The 17,433-nt window shown below is 72.9% G+C and carries 11 protein-coding genes; 3 read left to right on the top strand and 8 right to left on the bottom strand.

Features of this window, described 5'->3' with window-relative positions; genetic code table 11:
* Nucleotide 1 precedes the first annotated feature (1 nt).
* Both ACWDBB_RS28280 and ACWDBB_RS28275 read right to left on the bottom strand, forming a co-directional pair.
* Nucleotides 2–5,233 carry an amino acid adenylation domain-containing protein gene (locus ACWDBB_RS28280; protein WP_449792278.1) on the bottom strand — a complete coding sequence of 1,744 codons (5,232 nt, stop codon included), beginning with the start codon at nt 5,231–5,233 and terminating at the stop codon, nt 2–4.
* 302 nt (nt 5,234–5,535) lie between these two features.
* Entirely contained in the window at nt 5,536–6,180 is a 645-nt protein-coding gene (locus ACWDBB_RS28275) for a cytochrome P450 (RefSeq protein ID WP_449792277.1), read from the bottom strand.
* A gap of 1,088 nt (nt 6,181–7,268) precedes the next feature.
* Here ACWDBB_RS28275 and ACWDBB_RS28270 point away from each other — a divergent pair.
* Nucleotides 7,269–8,471, top strand: coding sequence for an alpha/beta hydrolase (locus ACWDBB_RS28270; RefSeq protein WP_449792276.1), 1,203 nt, complete (start codon nt 7,269–7,271; stop codon nt 8,469–8,471).
* A gap of 75 nt (nt 8,472–8,546) precedes the next feature.
* Here ACWDBB_RS28270 and ACWDBB_RS28265 read toward each other — a convergent pair whose 3' ends face one another.
* The 6 genes from ACWDBB_RS28265 to ACWDBB_RS28240 all read right to left on the bottom strand — a co-directional run bounded on the left by ACWDBB_RS28265 (nt 8,547) and on the right by ACWDBB_RS28240 (nt 15,260).
* Nucleotides 8,547–9,542, bottom strand: coding sequence for a YihY/virulence factor BrkB family protein (locus ACWDBB_RS28265; protein WP_449792275.1), 996 nt, complete (start codon nt 9,540–9,542; stop codon nt 8,547–8,549).
* 144 nt (nt 9,543–9,686) lie between these two features.
* Nucleotides 9,687–10,547, bottom strand: a complete 861-nt coding sequence (locus ACWDBB_RS28260) for an amidohydrolase family protein (RefSeq protein ID WP_449792274.1) — start codon at nt 10,545–10,547, stop codon at nt 9,687–9,689.
* A gap of 8 nt (nt 10,548–10,555) precedes the next feature.
* Nucleotides 10,556–11,440: a 3-hydroxyacyl-CoA dehydrogenase NAD-binding domain-containing protein gene (locus tag ACWDBB_RS28255; protein WP_449792273.1), complete on the bottom strand. Its 885-nt coding sequence runs from the start codon at nt 11,438–11,440 to the stop codon at nt 10,556–10,558.
* Nucleotides 11,437–13,407, bottom strand: coding sequence for an acetoacetate--CoA ligase (locus tag ACWDBB_RS28250; protein ID WP_449792272.1), 1,971 nt, complete (start codon nt 13,405–13,407; stop codon nt 11,437–11,439). Before ACWDBB_RS28250 ends, ACWDBB_RS28255 begins: the two co-directional genes overlap by 4 nt.
* Entirely contained in the window at nt 13,404–14,198 is a 795-nt protein-coding gene (locus ACWDBB_RS28245; RefSeq protein ID WP_449792271.1) for a crotonase/enoyl-CoA hydratase family protein, read from the bottom strand. Before ACWDBB_RS28245 ends, ACWDBB_RS28250 begins: the two co-directional genes overlap by 4 nt.
* A gap of 360 nt (nt 14,199–14,558) precedes the next feature.
* Nucleotides 14,559–15,260, bottom strand: a complete 702-nt coding sequence (locus ACWDBB_RS28240) for a substrate-binding domain-containing protein (protein ID WP_449792270.1) — start codon at nt 15,258–15,260, stop codon at nt 14,559–14,561.
* A 73-nt stretch (nt 15,261–15,333) separates the two neighbouring features.
* Between ACWDBB_RS28240 and ACWDBB_RS28235 the strand changes: the two genes are divergently transcribed.
* Nucleotides 15,334–16,101, top strand: coding sequence for an IclR family transcriptional regulator (locus ACWDBB_RS28235; RefSeq protein WP_449792269.1), 768 nt, complete (start codon nt 15,334–15,336; stop codon nt 16,099–16,101).
* A gap of 105 nt (nt 16,102–16,206) precedes the next feature.
* Nucleotides 16,207–17,418, top strand: coding sequence for a 4-hydroxybenzoate 3-monooxygenase (locus ACWDBB_RS28230; protein WP_449792268.1), 1,212 nt, complete (start codon nt 16,207–16,209; stop codon nt 17,416–17,418).
* The last annotated feature ends 15 nt before the right edge of the window (nt 17,419–17,433 follow it).

Genomic DNA, 17,433 nt, shown 5'->3' with positions numbered 1-17,433 from the left:
ACTACCTCTCACCCGCCGCGCGCCTGGGCAGCCGGCCGATCTGCGGTGCCGGGGCCGGCAGCTGCGGGACGGCCGCCGCCAGGGCGGCGGCGGTGCGCCGGGCGAGGACGGTGCCGAGCGTGATCTGCCGGCCCAGCTCCGCGCTCGCCTCGGTCGCGAAGCGCATCGCCTGGAGCGAGTGCATGCCCAGCTCCAGCAGATCGTCGTGCACCCCGACCTGTTCCACCCCCAACGTCTTGGCGGCAAGTCGGGCCAGCACGCGCTCCGTCTCGTTGCCGGGCCGGGCCGCGGCGGCCGTCCGGGCGAGGACGGCCATCCGGGAAAGAGCAGGCTGCGGCAGCCGTGCCCGGTCGACCTTGCCCGCGTGGGTGAGTGGCCAGGCGTCGAGCACCTCGACGGCGGCGGGCACCAAGTGGGCCGGCAGCCGTTCGGCGAGCGCCCGGCGCAGCCCGGTGCCGGTGGGGGAGCCGCCGGCGCGGGCGACCGCGTAGCCGAGCAGCCGTCGGCCACCGAGCTCGTCCCGGTCGCCCAGCACCAGCGCGTCCGAGACGTCGGGCAGGGCCCGCAGGACGGCTCGGACCTCTTCGGGTTCCACTCGGAAGCCCCGGATCTTCAGCTGGTCGTCGCGTCGCCCGCAGAACTCCACCACTCCGTCGGGCAACAGCCGGCCCAGGTCCCCGCTGCGGTAGAGCCGCCCACCGGGCGTCGGGGCGAACGGGTCCGGCACGAACCGCTCGGCGGTCAGAGCGGGATCGCCGAGATAGCCTCGGGCGACGCCCGCGCCACCGATGCAGATCTCGCCCACCACGCCCAGCGGAAGCGGGCGCAATGCCTCGTCGACGATCACCACGTGGGTGCCGGGAAGGACGCTTCCGATCGGGACGTGCGACGCGGCCGGGTCGGCCCACTCGGCGGCCGACTGGGCGGTGGCGATGACGGTGGTCTCGGTGGGCCCGTAGACGTTGATCACCGTGGCACCGGGTATTCGTCGGGCCGCCCGGATCGCCTCGGCCGAGATCACGTCACCGCCCACCAGGACTCGCTCCGGGCCCGCCAGGGCCTCGGGCCGTTGGCGCACCAGTTCGTGGAAGACCGCCGTGGGCAGGATGGCGTGGGTCACCGTCCCGTCGGCCAGGCACTCCGCCAGCTCGGGAACGGTCCAGCCCGGCGGCAGGAAGCGGACGGCAGCTCCGTTGAGCAGCGCCCCCCAGATCTCCAGCACCGACATGTCGAAGGCAGGGGAGGCGGCTGCCAGCATCCGGGCACCCGGCCGCAGGCCGGTGATCTCCGCCCGGTACAGCCGCGCGGCGACCGAACGGTGCTCCACCTGAACGCCCTTGGGCTCCCCGGTGGAGCCGGAGGTGTAGAGGACGTAGGCCAGGTCGTCCGGGTGCCCTTCGGACAGCGCCGTGGTCGGAAGGTCCGGCCACGGGCTGGCGGCCGGGTCGGCGAACAGCACCGGTAGGCCTGCCGGCACCGGCACCCGGTCCGCCAGGTCAGCCGTGGTGACCAGCGCCCGGGCCCGGCCGTGCCGTACCAGCGCGGCCAGCCGGGGCGACGGGTGGGCAGGGTCCAGCGGGAGGTAGGCGGCGCGCGCCGTCAGGACGGCGAGCTGGGCGATCACCACCTCCGCGGAGTGCGGGGCGCAGACGGCCACCGTGTCGCCCGGCTCGACACCGGCCGACAGGAGGGCGCGGGCCAGCGCGTCGGCGGCGCTCTTGAGCTCCCGGTAGGTGAGGGACCGCTGACCCGAGAGCACGGCGGGCGCCTCGGGGGTGTCTGCGGCCCAGCGCGCCACCATCGCGGGGAGCGGGCCGTCGGCGGTCGCGCGCTCCGGCCCGCGGCCGATGGCCCGCACGTCGGCGCGGGCAGCCGGGTCCAGCAGCTGAAGAGCGCTCAGCGGGCTGTCCGGCCGTTCGGCGACGGCCTCCAGCAGATGCCGGTACGAGGCGAGCATCCCGTCGATCAGCACCGGTTCCACCAGCCCCGCGTCGAACTCCCAGGCGAGCGTGACGCCGTCCAGCAGGGCGCGCGGAGCGGGCCCCACCTGTCCGGCGGACGCCGGCACGTGCAGCGCCCCGCCGGGCAGCCGCGAGACCTGACCGAGGGCGCGGTAGCGGGGCACCGCGATGACCGAAACGGCGAACTTGGCCGAGCCGTTGCTGAGCCCCTCGATCAGCGTGACGTCCAGCGGGTTGCCGGTAACCGTCCCCAACGTCGAGTCGTGGCATGAGAATTGTGCCTGGATGAGCGGGTTGGCGCCGGTGCTGTGCCGCCTCGCCCCCGACTCCTGGAGGATCAGCTCGAAGGGGAGCTCCTGGTTGTCGTACGCCTGGTGGACCATCCGCCGCACCCGGCCGAGGAACGCCTCGAAGGTGGGATCTCCGTGCATCCGGCCGCGGAACACCAGCGTGTTGACGCACATGCCGAGCAACCGCTCCGACTCCTGCCAACGGCGGTTGGCCACCGCGGATCCGACCAGCACGTCCTGGGAGCCGCTGTAGCCGCCGAGCAGCAGGAAGTAGACCGCGAGCAGCACGGTGAACAGGGAGGTGCCGTTGCGTTCGGCCAGCGCCTCCAGCCGGCGGGCGAGGTCGCGGGGGATCTCGACGCGCGGTGCCGGCCCGCGGAAGGACCGCGATGCCCCCGCGCCGCCGCACGGGAGGCGCAGGACCGTCTCGGCCCCGGCCAGCGACCGGCGCCAGAACCCGCGTTGCTCGGCAGCCTCCTCGCTGTCCAACCACTCCTGCTGCCACTGGGCGAGGTCGTAGTAGCTCACGCCTGGCAGGGCACGCTCCGCCGCGGTTCCCGCGACATGGTCCGCGTAACTCTGCAGCAGTTCGCCGACGAAGACGTTGAAGGACCAGCCGTCGTGCACGATGTGGTGCTCCACCACCACGAAGACGTGCTCGATGGGCGAGAGCCGCACCAGCAGCCAACGGAACGGCGGGTCGTTCGCCAGATCGAAGGGCTCGGCCACGGCGTCGTGCACCGCCGCGCCGAGCAGTTCGGCATGCCGGGCCGAGTCCCGGTCCGCGAGGTCCAGCACCTCCACCGAGACCTTCCAAGGCTCCACCACCTCGCAGCGCAGCCGACCGTGCGGCGCGGGGAAGCGGCTGCGCAGCACCTCGTGCCGGCGCACCAGATCGGTGAGGGCCGCGTCGAACGCGGCACCGTCCAGCGGTCCGGCGAGCCTGATCGCCGCCTGGGAATGGTAGGCCTGCGCCGACGGGGCGAACTGGTGCATGAGCCAGACCCGCTGCTGGGCGAGGGACGGCTCCGGACCGGCCGAGGCGGCACCCGGCTGCGGACCGCGCCGAGCGGTGCCGGCCCGGGCCTTCGCCAGTGCGGCGATCTGCGCCACGGTGCCTCCGTTCAGCACCTTGCCGATCGGCACCTCCGCCCCCAGGGTGGCGCGGATCCGGGCCACCAGCTGGGCGGCGAGCAGCGAGTGGGCTCCGGCGGCGAAGAGGTTGTCATGAATCCCGATCCGCTCCAGGCCCAGCAGTTCGGCCGCTGCCTCGGCAACGATCTCCTCGGTCCGGTCACGCGGTGCGGACCACTCCTCCGGTCCCGGCCCGCTCGGGCGGGGCAGCCGGGAGCGGTCCACCTTCCCGCTGGTCAGCAGCGGCAAGGCGGACAGGACTTCGATCCGGTCGGGCACCAGACGACCCGGCAGCTCCGCGGCCAGCGCGGCGCGCAGTGCCGGGCCCGACAGGGTGACTCCGGGCGCGGCCACCACGTATCCGAGCAGGTGCCGTTCCGTCAGGCCGTCGACCACTGCGACCGCGTCCCGCACCCCGGGCAGTGCGGCCAGCGCCTTCTCCACCTGACCCAGTTCGATCCGCGCTCCGCGCACCTTGACCTGGTCGTCGACCCGGCCGACGAACTCAAGCTCGCCGTCGGGCAGCCGCCGGCCGAGATCACCGGAGCGGTACATCCGCGCGCCCGGTCGGAGTCCGAAGGGGTCGGGCAAGAAGTGCCGCTCGGTCAGCTCGGGTTGATTCAGGTATCCGCGTCCCACCCCGTCGCCCGCGATGCAGATCTCGCCGACCTCGCCGTCCGCGACCTCGTGCAGGGCGTCGTCGAGGAGGTGCACGCGGAATCCGGCGATGGGGCGGCCGATGGGCACTACGGTCGGTCCTGCGGTGTCCGGCCATCCGTCGGCCGGCACGGTGTGCATGGTGGTGCACACCGTGGTCTCGGTCGGTCCGTAGCCGTTGATGAACCGGTGCCCGGCCGACCACTGCCGAGCCGTCTCCGGCAGGCACATGTCACCGATGCTCGCCACCGTGGCGAGGTCCGGGAACCGGCCGGGCTCAAGGGTTCGCAGCACCGGAGCGGGCAGCACGGCGATGGTGACCCGCCGCTCCCGCAGCAGGTCGGCGAGCGGTTGCCCGCCCGAGGTGTGGCGGGAGTCGGCGATCTCCAGCCGGGCGCCGTTGGCGAGGGCGAGCAGGATGTCGAACAGGGCGGCGTCGTAGGCCGGGTGGAAGAACTGCAACACCCTGGCATCCGGGCCGAGGTCTCCACCGAGGTAGGCCTGTTGGGCGTGGATGAGGTTGGTCACCCCCCGCTGCTCGATCATGACCAGCTTGGGTTCGCCGGTGGAGCCCGAGGTGCAGATGACGTACGCCAGGTCGTCCGGGCCGTGGACCGTGCGGGCCACGGGTGGGTCCGAAGGGAAGTGGGCGGGTGCGGGATCGTCCAGGTCGATGAAGGGGATGCCCGGGACGGCGGCGCTCGCGCCCTGACCGGCCACCAGGACGGCCCCGGCGGCGCGCACCGCCCCGGCCCGCCACGCGGCGGGGTCCTCCGGGTTGAGCGGCAGATAGGCGGCCCCCGACCGCCAGATCGCCAGGACGGTCTCCACGAACCGTGGCCCCCGGCCCGCGACGACGGCGACCAGGTCGCCGGGCTGGATGCCGAGGGCACGCAGCGCGGCCTCCCGGGCTGCGACACGGTGGCGCAGCTCGGCGTAGGTGAGCTCGGTCCCCGCGTGCGCGATGGCGACGCGGGAGCCGCACGCGCGCGCCCGGCGGTCGATCAGCTCCCAGGCGCCGGCCCAGGGGGCGGGCGTCGGCGAGCCGGGTGCGGGCGTCGCAGGAGCACTCTCCGGTTCCGGCTGCGTCGGGAGGATCGCCCAGGGCGCCTCCAGACGCAGCCCCGCGAGCAACCGCTCGTAGCCGGTCCCCGGGGGTAGGTCGAAGGGTGACGTACGGCCGTCGGACATGGAGCTCCCTCCATCGGATCTCGCGGAATCTCGCGCTGGGGGCAGGGCTCCGTGTGAACCCTGCACCGCTTCGAACATGTCCACCGAATCAGGTCGGCCAACATAGTTGTCTCGCCCGGCGCCGGTTCTCCCGCCGTGCACCCGTCATTGACCACCTGCGCACGGTCGGCCCGGTCAGGGCGCTGGGACCGTGGCGGAGCGGATGGGCCAGCTCAGCCCGGACAGCGGTCGGAGGCACCTCACCACGGTTTGCCCCGGCTTCGCACCGGGGTGTCACGACCGTGCACGAGAGCGCCCGCTGCTCATCGCGGTTCGGCGATGAGCGCGGGCCGCGTGGGCGGATGGTCGCGGAGGTGGCGGTCTCCTGGAGAGGGGTGGCCGTGGCCGGGCTGAGCCGCAGGCGGGCGAGGACGGCTGCGGTCACGACGAGCACCTCGGTCCAGGCGAAGGACTCGCCGACGCACTTGGGCGGCCGGCGCCGAAGGGGATGAATAGGGCTGGGTGGGCGCGGTTCCCAGGGCGGCTCCAGCGTTCGGGGTCGAATCGCATGGGTCGGGGTGGAACCGCGGGGAGCGGTGCAGGGCGGTCGGGCTGAAGAGGATCTCCGCCCCCGGGGGCAGGAGTGTGCCGCCGTAGTGCAGCGGCGCCACCGCCCGGCGCATCAGGATCCAGTTGGGGGTGTGCGGCCGGAGGGTCTCGCTGATCGCGTGCCCCGTGCGTTCCAGGCGCGGCAGGTCCTCCGGGGTCACGGAGCCGTCGGCGGCGACGGCGCGCACCTCCCCGCTCAGCTCGTCCTGCAGGTCCTGGCGCTGCGCGAGTTCGTGGCGCGCCAGCCAGGCCAGGCTCTGCTGGTCGGCCAGGTCGGCGTGGGGGTTCGTCAGGGAGGGGAAGGGACACCACAACTCGTTCGGCGTGCTGGGCGGTTGCTCGTCGCGGAGATCGGTCATCACTGTGTCGGCCTTGGTCTGGTTGCGGGCGCGGCCGGCTTTCCCGGAACCGCGACGCTCATGGCGTTACCGGGCCGGCCTGCGCGAGGAGGCCGAAGCTAGTCCGAGCCGGGCGGGATCGGTGGACTGTGCGCGCATCCGTGGTTGTCTCCCAGCGCACCGCCGGTCGCCCCTCGCCCCGCCGTCGCCGCAGGGCCGACCGACGCGGCCGCCGGCCGCAGGGCGAGAGGCGAGGCGGCCACAGCCACCGGTGCGAGTAAGCGGGCGAGCGAAGACCTGATGATCAGCATCGCGCCGGAAGCAACGGCCCAGGCCCGGCTCCCCCGCCGCGAGACCACCCGAACGCTCGCGCAACGGGCTTGGCTACGCGACGGCCGGGTCGCCGGACTGCACCGTCCTGCTGGGGACCGCCAAGGGTCGCAGGTTCGGATCCTGTCGTCCCGACAGTGATGTCGGAAGGCCGTTGGCCGGGTTGACGCCCAGGTCAACGGGCTTTTGCGTGATGTGGCGTCAGATACGGAAAGGTGCTCGTTCGCATGCGGTTGGGGACCAGGCGCACCCCGGTGCAGTTCGTGGATCCACGCGGGGGCGGGCGTGGCGCGCAGGTGGGTAGACCCGTTCCAGTTCGGCACTGACCAGCTCGGCCGGGCCGAGCTGCGGTCTTGTGCTCGCCGAGTCGGAGGTGGCAACTGCCGGTCCGGCCGAGGATCTCGTCCCAGTTTTCCCTTGTCACTGCACTCGCCGTGTCCCACACAGGTCGTGTCTCACGGAGGACCATCGCCGTTGGCGCCGCGAGTTCCCTCTGGCCGCGCCAGCGTGTTGCGTGACGATGCGCCAAGGTCGCTACCGGAGTTGGCGAAGTCACAGGGCGGCTGGAGGTCACCGTCCGCGCCTCGATTCGACAGGGGGACGGTGCCCGACCCGACCACCCGTCGACAGCGAGGAGAGCCCACCAGCGGGCGGTAGGGTTTACCCCCCGTCCGGCCGGTGGGTTGACGCTGCCGACCCGGCGCCGCCCGGTGCGACATCGTGGGGCCATGACCGATCGACACTCGAAAGCCGCCGGCCGCCCCTGCCCGGTCGGCAGGATGAAACGCAATCGCCGTATCAGCGCTGTCGCGGCGCTGGCGCTCGCCGCCCTCGTCACCGGAACCGGCGCCGGGTCCGCCGCCACGACCACACCGTCGGCCACACCGGTGGCCACGCACGCGCTCGGCACCGAACCGGCCACGGCCACCGCGCCCACGCGGTCCTTCCACGGCACGCTCCCCGCGCCGACCGGCCCCTACGCCGCCGGCGAGGACGTCATCCACCTCACCGACGCGAGCCGTCCCGACCCCTGGGTGCCGTCATCCGGCCCCCGCCAACTGACCGTCACGATGATCTACCCGGCCGTCCCGGGGACCGGGACTCCGGCCCCTTACATGACCCTCGGAGAGGCAGCCGGAGTCCTCCAGCGCCAGAAGACGCCGGCGAGCTCCGGCATCACCCCGCAGAACCTCGCCGGCGTCACCACCCACGCCTTCGACGGCGCGCGGCCGCACAGCGGCAAGCATCCGCTGGTGGTCCTCTCACCCGCGTACGAGAACCCGCGCATGACGCTCACCTCGCTCGCGACCGACCTGGCCAGTCACGGCTACGTCGTCGCGCTCGTCGGCCACACCTACGAGGACAGCGGCGAGACGCTGGCGAACGGCCAGACGCCGCCGTGCGCGATCTGCGACGGCCCGGCGGGGCTCGACTTCGACTCCGTCGCCGCCGGCCGCGCGCTGGACGTGTCCTTCGTGATCGACCAGTTGACGCACGGCAATACCTCGTGGCGCCTGGCACACCTCATCGACAAGCACGAGATCGGCATGGCCGGACACTCCCTCGGCGGAGCGGCGGCCGCCGCCACGATGATCGCCGACCCGCGTGTACGGGCCGCAGTGAACATGGACGGCACCTTCCACCCGGTCCCGATGCCCGGCCGGATCAACCGGCCGTTCCTCATGCTGGGTACGGCCGACAACCATCCGGTCGTTGGCGACAACTGGGGGCAGGCCTGGGCCGCCCTCGGCGGCTACAAGAAGTGGCTGACGGTCGCCGGCGCCGACCACTTCAGCTTCAGCGACCTGGACCTCCTCCTGGAGCAGGCCGGGTTCCCGACGTCGCCCCTCTCCCCGGAACGCGGGGTGGAGATCACCCGCGAGTACGTGACAGCGTTCTTCGGCCAGACGCTGAAGGGGATCCACAGTCCGCTACTGGACGGCCCCTCGCCGAACAATCCGGAAGTACTCTTCCAGCACTAGCCAGGCGCCGGCAGCGCGGCCTGCTCGAATCGGGCCCCCGGCGTTGTCGCGGCCACCCGCGGCCGCCCGGGGGCCTCATCGCTGACGGCCGTCCCTCTCGTCGTCCGGCCACTTGCGGGTGTCGCGGGGCTCGACATAGGGCTCCTCGGCCGACGACATGCCCCCCTGGATGGCGCGTTCGCGGGCCAGCTCGGCGTCAAACTCCAGGCCGAGCAGAATCGCCAGGTTCGACAGCCACAACCACACGAGGAAGATGATCACCCCGGCGAGGGTGCCGTAGGTCTTGTTGTAGGAGCCGAAGTTGGCCACGTACAGGGCGAAGCCGCCCGAGAGCAGCATCCACAGCAGCACGGCCAGCACACTGCCGGGCGAGATCCAGCGAAAGCCCCGCCCGCGCACGTTCGGCGCCGCCCAGTACAGCACGGCGATCATCAACACCACCAGGACGACCAGCACCGGCCACTTCGCGATCGCCCACACGGTGAGCGCCGTGTCGCCCAGGCCCAGGACGTCGCCGACCCGCTTCGCCAGCGGACCGGTGAACACCACGATCACGGCGCTTGCCGCCAGCAGCACCATCATCAACAGGGTCAGGCCCAATCTGAGCGGCGTGACCTTCCACGCGGGCCGGCCCTCACGGATGTCGTAGACGGCGTTCGCCGCACGCGTGAACGCCGCCACGTACCCGGAGGCGGACCACAGCGCGCCCGCCAGGCCCACCACGGCCAGAACGCCGCCGGTGCTACGGCTGCCCTGCAACTGAGTGACGGCCGAGTGCAGGATCTCCCGCGCGGACCCGGGGGTGAGCCTTTGCAGGTTGTCCAGGACCTGGTTGGTGGCCGAGCTGCCCACCAGACCCATGACCGACACCAGCACCAGCAGCGCAGGGAAGATCGCCAGCACACCGTAATAGGTGAGGGCGGCAGCACGGTCCGGCAGCTCATCGTCCAGGAACTCCCGCCCGGTGCGCCTCAGCACAGCGAACCAACCGCGCCCCGGAACGTCGGTCGGGCCCTTCGGAGCGGCCTTCTCGCCGCCCGGGCCGGGGGCCCGCGGCTCGTCGCCGGTCACGCCGTGCGTACGTCTGCGAAACAGTGCCATGACCGGCGTCTGTCCGAACAGCCGGCGACTATTCCCGCCCGATGCCACTCAGCCCGTCGGCCGGCCGGCCGACGGGCGGCCGCGGCCCCGGTGACGGCTCGGCCGGGGGCGGCGTCAGAGGGCCAGGACGCGGACGGCGTTCTCCTTGAGGATCAGGGGGCGGACCTCCGGCCTGATGTCGAGGGCGTCGAAGTCCGCCAGCCAGCGGTCGGGCGTGACGACGGGGAAGTCGGAGCCGAACAGCACCTTGTGCCGGAGGAAGGAGCCGGCCGCCTTCACGAGCTGCGGCGGGAAGTACTTCGGCGACCACCCCGACAGGTCGATGTAGACGTTGGCCTTGTGCGTGGCGACGGAGATCGCCTCGTCCTGCCAGGGCACCGACGGGTGCGCCAGGACGATCGTCAGGCCGGGGAAGTCGGCGGCGACGTCGTCCAGGAGCATCGGGTCGGACCAGCGCAGCTTGATGCCGCGCCCGCCGGGCAGGCCCGCGCCGATCCCGGTCTGCCCGGTGTGGAACAGGGCGGGGACACCGAGTTCCTGGATCGCCTCGTAGAGGGGGTAGTGCTCGCGGGCGTTCGGCGCGAACGCCTGGAGGCTCGGGTGGAACTTGAATCCGCGGACGCCGTGGTCGAGGACGAGCGAGCGGGCCCGGGCGACGGCGTCCGGCCGGTGCGGGTCGACCGAGCCGAACGGGATGAGGACGTCGCGGTGGGCGGCCGCCGCCTCGGCGATCTCCTCGCTGGACAGGGCGGGGTGGCCCAGGCCCGTGGTGGCGTCCACCGTGAAGATCACGGCGGCCATGCGGCGCTCACGGTAGTACGCGGCCAGGCGCTCCACGGTCGGGGTGCGGTCCTGGCCGGACTTGAAGTAGGCGGCCGAGGCGTCCATCAGCTCCGCGTCCAGCGCGAGATGGCCGTGGGCGTCCTGCTCCACGTGCACGTGGAAGTCGATGGCGATCGGATCGGTGGGGTTCATCGGAGTGCTCACAGGTGGTCGGTCCGGTTCTTGGCGTCGAGGAGGAGGGAGAGGAGGGCGTCGCGTTCCGCGACGAGGTCGGCCTCCGCGGTCCCGGCCAGCTCGTCGCTGACGCCTTCGGTGATCGCGCGGGTCAGCTCGGGGGTGAGGCGCGGTGTGCCGAGGTCGGCCCACCAGTCCTCCATGGGCGGGCCGAGGTGTTCCAGGACGTGCGCGATGCCGCCCGCACCGCCCGAGAGGTGCTGGTTGAGGAAGGGGCCGAGCAGAGCCCAGCGCAGGCCGGGACCGTGGGCGATGGCCGCGTCGATGTCGGCGACGCTCGCCGCGCCCCGCTCGACGAGGGAGTACGCCTCCCGCCAGAGCGCGGCCTGGAGCCGGTTCGCGACATGGCCGGGCAGTTCCCGGCGCAGCCGGATCGGGTGGCGGTCCAGGCTGCGGTAGAAGCCCATGGCCTCGTCGACGGCGGCCTCGCCGGTCCGCTCGCCCGGCACGACCTCGACCAGCGGGATGAGGTGGGGCGGGTTGAACGGGTGCCCCACGAGGACCCGTTCGGGATGGGCCGCGCAGGCCCGCTGGATCCGCGACGGCGGCAGCCCGGAGGAACTGCTCGCCAGGATCGTCCCCGGTGGGGCCGCGGCGTCGAGGACGGCGAAGACCTCGTCCTTCAGCTCGGGACGCTCCGGGCCGTTCTCCTGGACGAAGTCGGCGTCCGCGACGGCCTCGGCGAGGTCAGGGGTGAACGACAGCCGGCGCTGGTCGGCGGCGACGGCCGCCCGGAGCCGCTCCTCCGCGCCGGGCGCGGGATCGCTGGCGACGACCTCGTGCCCGTGCAGCAGGAAGAGCGTGGTCCAGGAGGCCCCGATGACCCCGGTGCCGACGACGGCGACCTTCACGACGTGCTCCCGTGCCCGGTGCCGGCGGCCCGCCCGGCGGCGTACGTGACGAACGCGGTCAGCGAACGGGGGTCGGCGAGGACGTCGGCGCTGGCGACGGACTCGGGACGCGCGCCGAGGAGGATCCGCTTGACCGGCACCTCCAGCTTCTTGCCGGTGCGGTTGCGCGGGATGGCCGGTACCCGCTCGATGACGTCCGGGACGTGCCGCGGCGACAGCGCCGAGCGCAGCGCGCGGGCGATCCTCGTGCGCAGGGCGTCGTCCAGGTCCGCGGGGCCCGCGACGAAGAGCAGCAGCTCGCCGTTGCCGCCCTCGGGGTCCTCGATGTGGACGACGAGACTGTCCTCGATCTCCGGCAGGTCCTCGACGACGGCGTAGAACTCGGCGGTGCCGAGCCGGACCCCGCCCCGGTTGAGGGTGGCGTCGGAGCGTCCGGCGACGACGCAGTGGCCCTCGGGGGCGAACCGCACCCAGTCGCCGTGCCGCCACACGCCCGGGTACTCCTCGAAGTACGCCGCCCGGTAGCGGGAACCGTCGCTGTCGCCCCAGAAGCCGACGGGCATCGACGGCATCGGCTCGGTGATCACCAGCTCGCCCAGCTCGCCGACGACCCGCCGGCCCTCGCTGTCGTAGGCGTACGCGGCGACCCCGAGGCAGGGGCCGGAGATCTCTCCGGCGCGCACGCTCTGGAGCGGGCTGCCCTGGAGGATGCCGGTGCAGACGTCGGTGCCGCCGCAGCCGACGTTCAGGAGGACCTGGTCCCCGAACTGCTCGGCCACCCAGCGGAAGCCGTCGGCGGCGAGCGGGCTGCCCGCCGCGCCGAGCTGCCGCAGCCGCGACAGGTCGAACTCCTCGGCGGGCCGGATCCCGGCCTTGCGGCAGGCCATGAGGTAGCCGGGGCTCACACCCATCAGCGTCGCCCCGGTCTCCTCCGCTATCCGCCACTGCTCCCGCAGGTCGGGGTGGACCGGATTGCCGTCGATCATGACGATCGAGGCGCGCACGAGCAGCGCCGAGACCAGGGTGTTCCACAGCATCCAGGCGGTCGTGCTGAACCAGAGCATCCGGTCGCCCGGCTTCAGGTCCCAGCTCAGCGCGTTGTTCTTCAGGTGCTCCAGGAGGATCCCGCCGTGCCGGTGGACGATCGCCTTGGGGATGCCGGTGGTGCCGGAGGAGAAGAGCACGAACAGCGGATGGTCGAACGGCACGGGCTCGAAGGACAGTCCGGCGGACTCGGTCAGCAGCTCCGTCCAGCCCAGCGCGTCGGGGAGGGCGTTCGGTCCGTACGGGACGTGGACGACCCGCTCCACGGTGGGCAGCAGGGAGGCGATCTCCGCCACCTCGGTACGGCGGTCGATGTCGCGGTCCCCGTAGCGGTATCCGGCGACGGTCAGCAGCACCTTCGGTTCGAGCTGGGCGAACCGGTCGACCACGCTGCGCGGGCCGAACTCCGGTGCGCAGGCGGCCCAGACCGCGCCGATGCTCGCGGTGGCGAGGAAGGCCACCAGCGTCTCCGGGATGTTCGGCAGGTAGGCGACGACCCGGTCGCCCTTGCGGACGCCGAGGCGCAGCAGCCCGGCGCGTGCCCGGGCGACCTGGTCGCGGAGTTCGCCGAAGGTCAGCTCGACCGGCGCCCGGGTCTGGGAGCGGGCGACCAGCGCGACGGCGTCGAGGTCCTCCTCGCGGCCGAGCGCGTGCTCGGCGTAGTTGAGGGTCGCGCCGGGGAACCACTCGGTGTCCGGCATGGACCTGCGGCCCAGGGCGGCGGTGGGCGGGGTGTGCGGGCGGACGTCGAAGAACTCCCAGACCGACGACCAGAATCCGTCCAGATCGGTGACGGACCACTGCCACAGGCTGTCGTAGTCCGCGAAGCCCAGCTGCCGCTCCGACTCCAGCCAGCGGAGGTAGCGGCCGATCTCCGAGTCGTCCCTGACCGTCGGGCCGGGGGTGCTGAGGACCTCGCTCATCGGGCGTCCTTCCCGTGGGAGCCCTGTCCGGCGGCGACCTTCGCGGCGCGGCCGTCCAGGAACGCCCGCATCCGCTCCTGGGCGTCGCGGCTGCCCGCGGCGACGGCCGACATGAGGGATTCGAGCAGCAGGCCGCCGGCGGGCGACGCCTCGGCGATCCGGGGGAGGGCCTGGAGGACGGCGAAGTTGGTCAGGGGGGCGTTGGCCGCGATCCGCTCCGCGAGTTCCAGGGCCCGGGCCCGCGCCCCGCCCTCCTCGGTCAGGTACTGCGAGAGGCCGGCGGCCTGGCCCTCGGCGGCGTCGAGGACGCGGCCGGTGAGCATCATGTCCGCCATCCGGTGCGCGCCGATCAGCCGGGGGATCCGGACGGAGCCGCCGCCGCCGACGAAGAGTCCGCGCTGTCCCTCGGGCAGTGCGTAGAAGGTGGACGGCTCGGCCACGCGGATGTGCGCGGAGGCCGCGAGTTCCAGGCCGCCCCCGATCACCGCGCCCTTGAGCGCGGCCACCACGGGGACGCGCCCGCCCTCGATGGTGTCGAACACGCGGTGCCACATGAGCGAGTGCTCCAGCGCCTCCTCGGTGGAGCGCTCGGTCAGCTCGCCGAGGTCGAGCCCGGCCGAGAAGTGGTCGCCTTCGGCGTCCAGGACGACGGCGCGGACGTCCGCGCCCGGCTTCCGGAAGAACTCCTCGACGCGCAGCACGGTGGCGTCGTCGAGGGCGTTGCGCTTGGCGGGGCGACGGAGTGTCAGCACCGCCACCCCGTCACGGTGTTCGATGGAAATCGTGCTCAAGGGAAGGCTCCTCAATTCGCTGGCGGTCGGGCACCGCGGATGCACCTGCCCCGGTGCCGGGGCAGGTGGGGATGGTCCGGCCGGGGTGGACCTCGTCGTCCGCCGCCGCCCGGTGCGGGCGGCGGCGGGCACGTGACGCCGACCGTCGACGAGGTGCACGACCGCCGGCAGGCGCAGGCCGACCACCCCGGCCATCGAGCCCGGGCCGATCCCGATGCTGCTGGTGGCGGCGGGGGTGGGGGAAGTGCGAGTCATGAAACCGGGGGCGACAGGAAACGTCAATGCCGTTGTCATAAGAAGACCGGGGTCGGCGGCCGGACGACCGTCAGCCGACCCCGGTCGCCGCCTCGGAGCGCCGCGTCAGCTCTGCTGCCCGAACGCCCGCATGCCCCTGGTGCGGGCGATCCCCGACGCCGCGTCGGAACCGAGGAGGTCGAGGACTTCGCGGGCGCGGTCCGGTCGGACGGAGGAGGCCGGCACGGCCCCGCCGAAGACCGATTCGATCTTGGTGTCGCCCGGCAGCGGGCCGACGACGACGACGCCTGGCAGGTCCATCAGCTCGCTGTGCTGCTGGAAGGCCAGATCGGCCCGGCCGGACGAGAGCAGGCTGCCGGCGGGCACCCCCGCCGGTGCCTGGACGAGCCGGTCCGACAGCGCGTCGGCGAGCCCCAGCCGGGTGATCAGTTCGACGAGAGCCGTCCCGCTGGGACCGGTGGAGTACGCGATCCTCTCCGCGGACAGGAGAGCGGCTCGCAGGTCGGATTCCGCGTCGAACGCCGGAACCGGCGTTCCGTCCGGGACGGCGGCGACGACCTGGGAGACCCACAGCGGGCGCGCCGTGTCCCCCAGGAGGTGCCCCTCCTCCTCCAGTTCGGTCAGTGCTCCCTCGGCGAGGACGAGCAGATCGGCCTCGGCGCCCTCGCGCACCCGCCGCGCGATCTCGACCCCGCCGGCGGAGTCGAAGCGCACGGCGATGCCGTGGGTGTGTCGGATGTGTTCGGAAAGGTCGGTCAGGATCGGCCGTGTCGCCATCGAGGACAGCCCGGAGATCTCCTGGTTCACATCGCCTCCTTGAGTTCGGCAGATGGTACGACGTGCGCTCAGGGGCTCGACGCCGGTCTGGGACACTGGCCGGATGAGCACAACCCGAAGTACGGCAGCCGGCAAGGTCCTTGAGGTCCTCTCGACCTTCGACCGTGAGCACCCGTCGCAGACACTGTCGGAGATCGCCCAGCGTACGGGCATGGCCTTGAGCACCACGCACCGAGTGATCACGGAGCTGGCGGGATGGGGAGCGCTCGAGCGCGCGGAGGACGGGTCGTGGCACGTCGGGCTGCGCCTGTGGGAGATCGCCTCGGGGTGTCCCCGGACCCAGATCCTGCGCGATTCGGCGCTGCCGTTCATGCAGGACCTCTACGAGGCGACCCACGAGAACGTCCAGCTCGCGGTGCGCGAGGGCACGGAGCTGGTCTTCGTGGAACGGATCGCGGGGCACCGGTCGGTGGAGGTGGTCACGATGGTCGGATCGCGGTTCCCCGTCGTCTCCACCGGGATGGGGCGGGTGCTGCTGGCGCACGCGCCCCGGGAGATCCAGGAGGAGGTGCTCGGATCGCCGCTCCGGGCCTGGACCCCGCACACCGTCACCGACCCGAAGGCGCTGCGGGCGCAGCTGGACCGGATCCGCCGCGAGCAGGCCTTCGTCAGTGACCGGCAGCTCTCGGAGCGCTCCGTCGCGGTGGCCGCGCCGGTGCGGATCGGCCGGTCCGGCCCGGTGAGCGCCGCCCTGGGGATCGTCGTCGCGGCGCAGGGCGCGAGCCGGGCGCGCGGGCTGCGCGAGCCGCTGCTGAGGGCGGTGCGGGGCATCTCCGAGGAACTCGGCAGGCGGGCCCGGACGGCGGTCTGAAACCCGGGGCGGTTTCCGCCTGACGGAAAGAGGGGCGACCGGTCGAGGGCCCGGATGCGAGCGTTCGGGGTGTTCGAAACCCCGCGCCACCGTTCAGGAGATGCCATGGCCGATGCCGTCGTCGACACCGTTGCCTCGGTCCCAGTCGCCGTCGTCGGGGCCGGCCCAGCCGGACTGATGCTGGCCCACCTGCTCGGGCGCGCCGGTGTCGAGACGATCGTGCTCGACACCCGCACCCGGCGCGAGATCGAGACGACGCACCGGGCCGGCATCCTCGAAGCCGACGCGGCCCGGGACCTCGTGGAGACCGGAGTCTCCGAGCGGATCCTGCTCGACGGTCACGAGCACGAGGGAGTCGAGCTCCGGTTCGGCGGCCGGCCGTACCGCGTCGACTTCAAGAAGCTGGTCGGCGCGTCGGTGTGGCTCTACCCGCAGACCGACGTGTTCGTCGACCTGGCCGACGCCCGGGAGCGCGACGGCGGCACGGTCCACTTCGGTGTCAGGGAGACCGAGGTCCTCGACGTGACGACCGACGCTCCCCGGATCCGCTGGACCGCGCCCGACGGGACCCGCCACGAAGCCCGGGCGCGGTACGTGGTCGGCGCGGACGGGTCGCGCAGCATGTGCCGCGACCTGGTGCCCGAGGATCGGCGGGTGCGCTACGGCAAGGAGTACCCCTTCGCGTGGTTCGGCATCATGGCCGAGGCGCCGATGAGCGCACCCGAGCTGGTCTACGCCCACTCCGAGCACGGGTTCGCGCTGATCAGCCAGCGCACCGAGACCGTGCAGCGAATGTACTTCCAGTGCGCCCCCGACGAGCCCGTGGAGGCCTGGTCGGACGACCGCATCTGGGAGACGCTCCAGGCCCGGGTGGCCGGCGAGGACGGGTTCCGGCTCAAGGAGGGGCCGATCCTGGAGAAGACGGTGCTGCGGTTCCGCTCGTTCGTTCAGGAGCCGATGCGCTGGGGCTCGATGGCGCTGGCGGGCGACGCCGCGCACACCGTACCGCCGACCGGCGCCCGCGGGCTGAACCTGGCGCTGCACGACGTGAAGGTGCTCGCCGGCGTCCTGCTGCGGGCGCTCGGCAGCGAGGGCGCGACCGCGCTGGACGATTACCAGCCGCGCGCCCTCCAACGGGTCTGGCGGGCACAGAACTTCTCGTACTGGATGACCCGGCTGCTGCACACCGCGCCCGGCGCCACGCCGTTCGACCTGCGGCGTCAGCTCGGCGAGCTCGACAACGCGGTGGGCACCCGGGCCGGCCGCACCTTCCTCGCCGAGCAGTACACCGGCTGGCCCACCGCCGCCCAGGACTGACCCGGACGCCCTTCA

This window comes from Kitasatospora sp. NPDC001095 (genome assembly GCF_053598615.1).
This window is presented reverse-complemented; position numbering and strand designations above follow the sequence as displayed.

Excerpts from the sequence above, each read along its gene's own strand:
- ACWDBB_RS28235 (WP_449792269.1), top strand. The coding sequence starts at position 15,334 with ATGAGCACAACCCGAAGTACGGCAGCCGGCAAGGTCCTTGAGGTCCTC.
- ACWDBB_RS28280 (WP_449792278.1), bottom strand. The coding sequence starts at position 5,233 with ATGTCCGACGGCCGTACGTCACCCTTCGACCTACCCCCGGGGACCGGC.
- ACWDBB_RS28270 (WP_449792276.1), top strand. The coding sequence starts at position 7,269 with ATGAAACGCAATCGCCGTATCAGCGCTGTCGCGGCGCTGGCGCTCGCC.
- ACWDBB_RS28250 (WP_449792272.1), bottom strand. The coding sequence starts at position 13,407 with ATGAGCGAGGTCCTCAGCACCCCCGGCCCGACGGTCAGGGACGACTCG.
- ACWDBB_RS28275 (WP_449792277.1), bottom strand. The coding sequence starts at position 6,180 with ATGACCGATCTCCGCGACGAGCAACCGCCCAGCACGCCGAACGAGTTG.
- ACWDBB_RS28260 (WP_449792274.1), bottom strand. The coding sequence starts at position 10,547 with ATGAACCCCACCGATCCGATCGCCATCGACTTCCACGTGCACGTGGAG.
- ACWDBB_RS28230 (WP_449792268.1), top strand. The coding sequence starts at position 16,207 with ATGGCCGATGCCGTCGTCGACACCGTTGCCTCGGTCCCAGTCGCCGTC.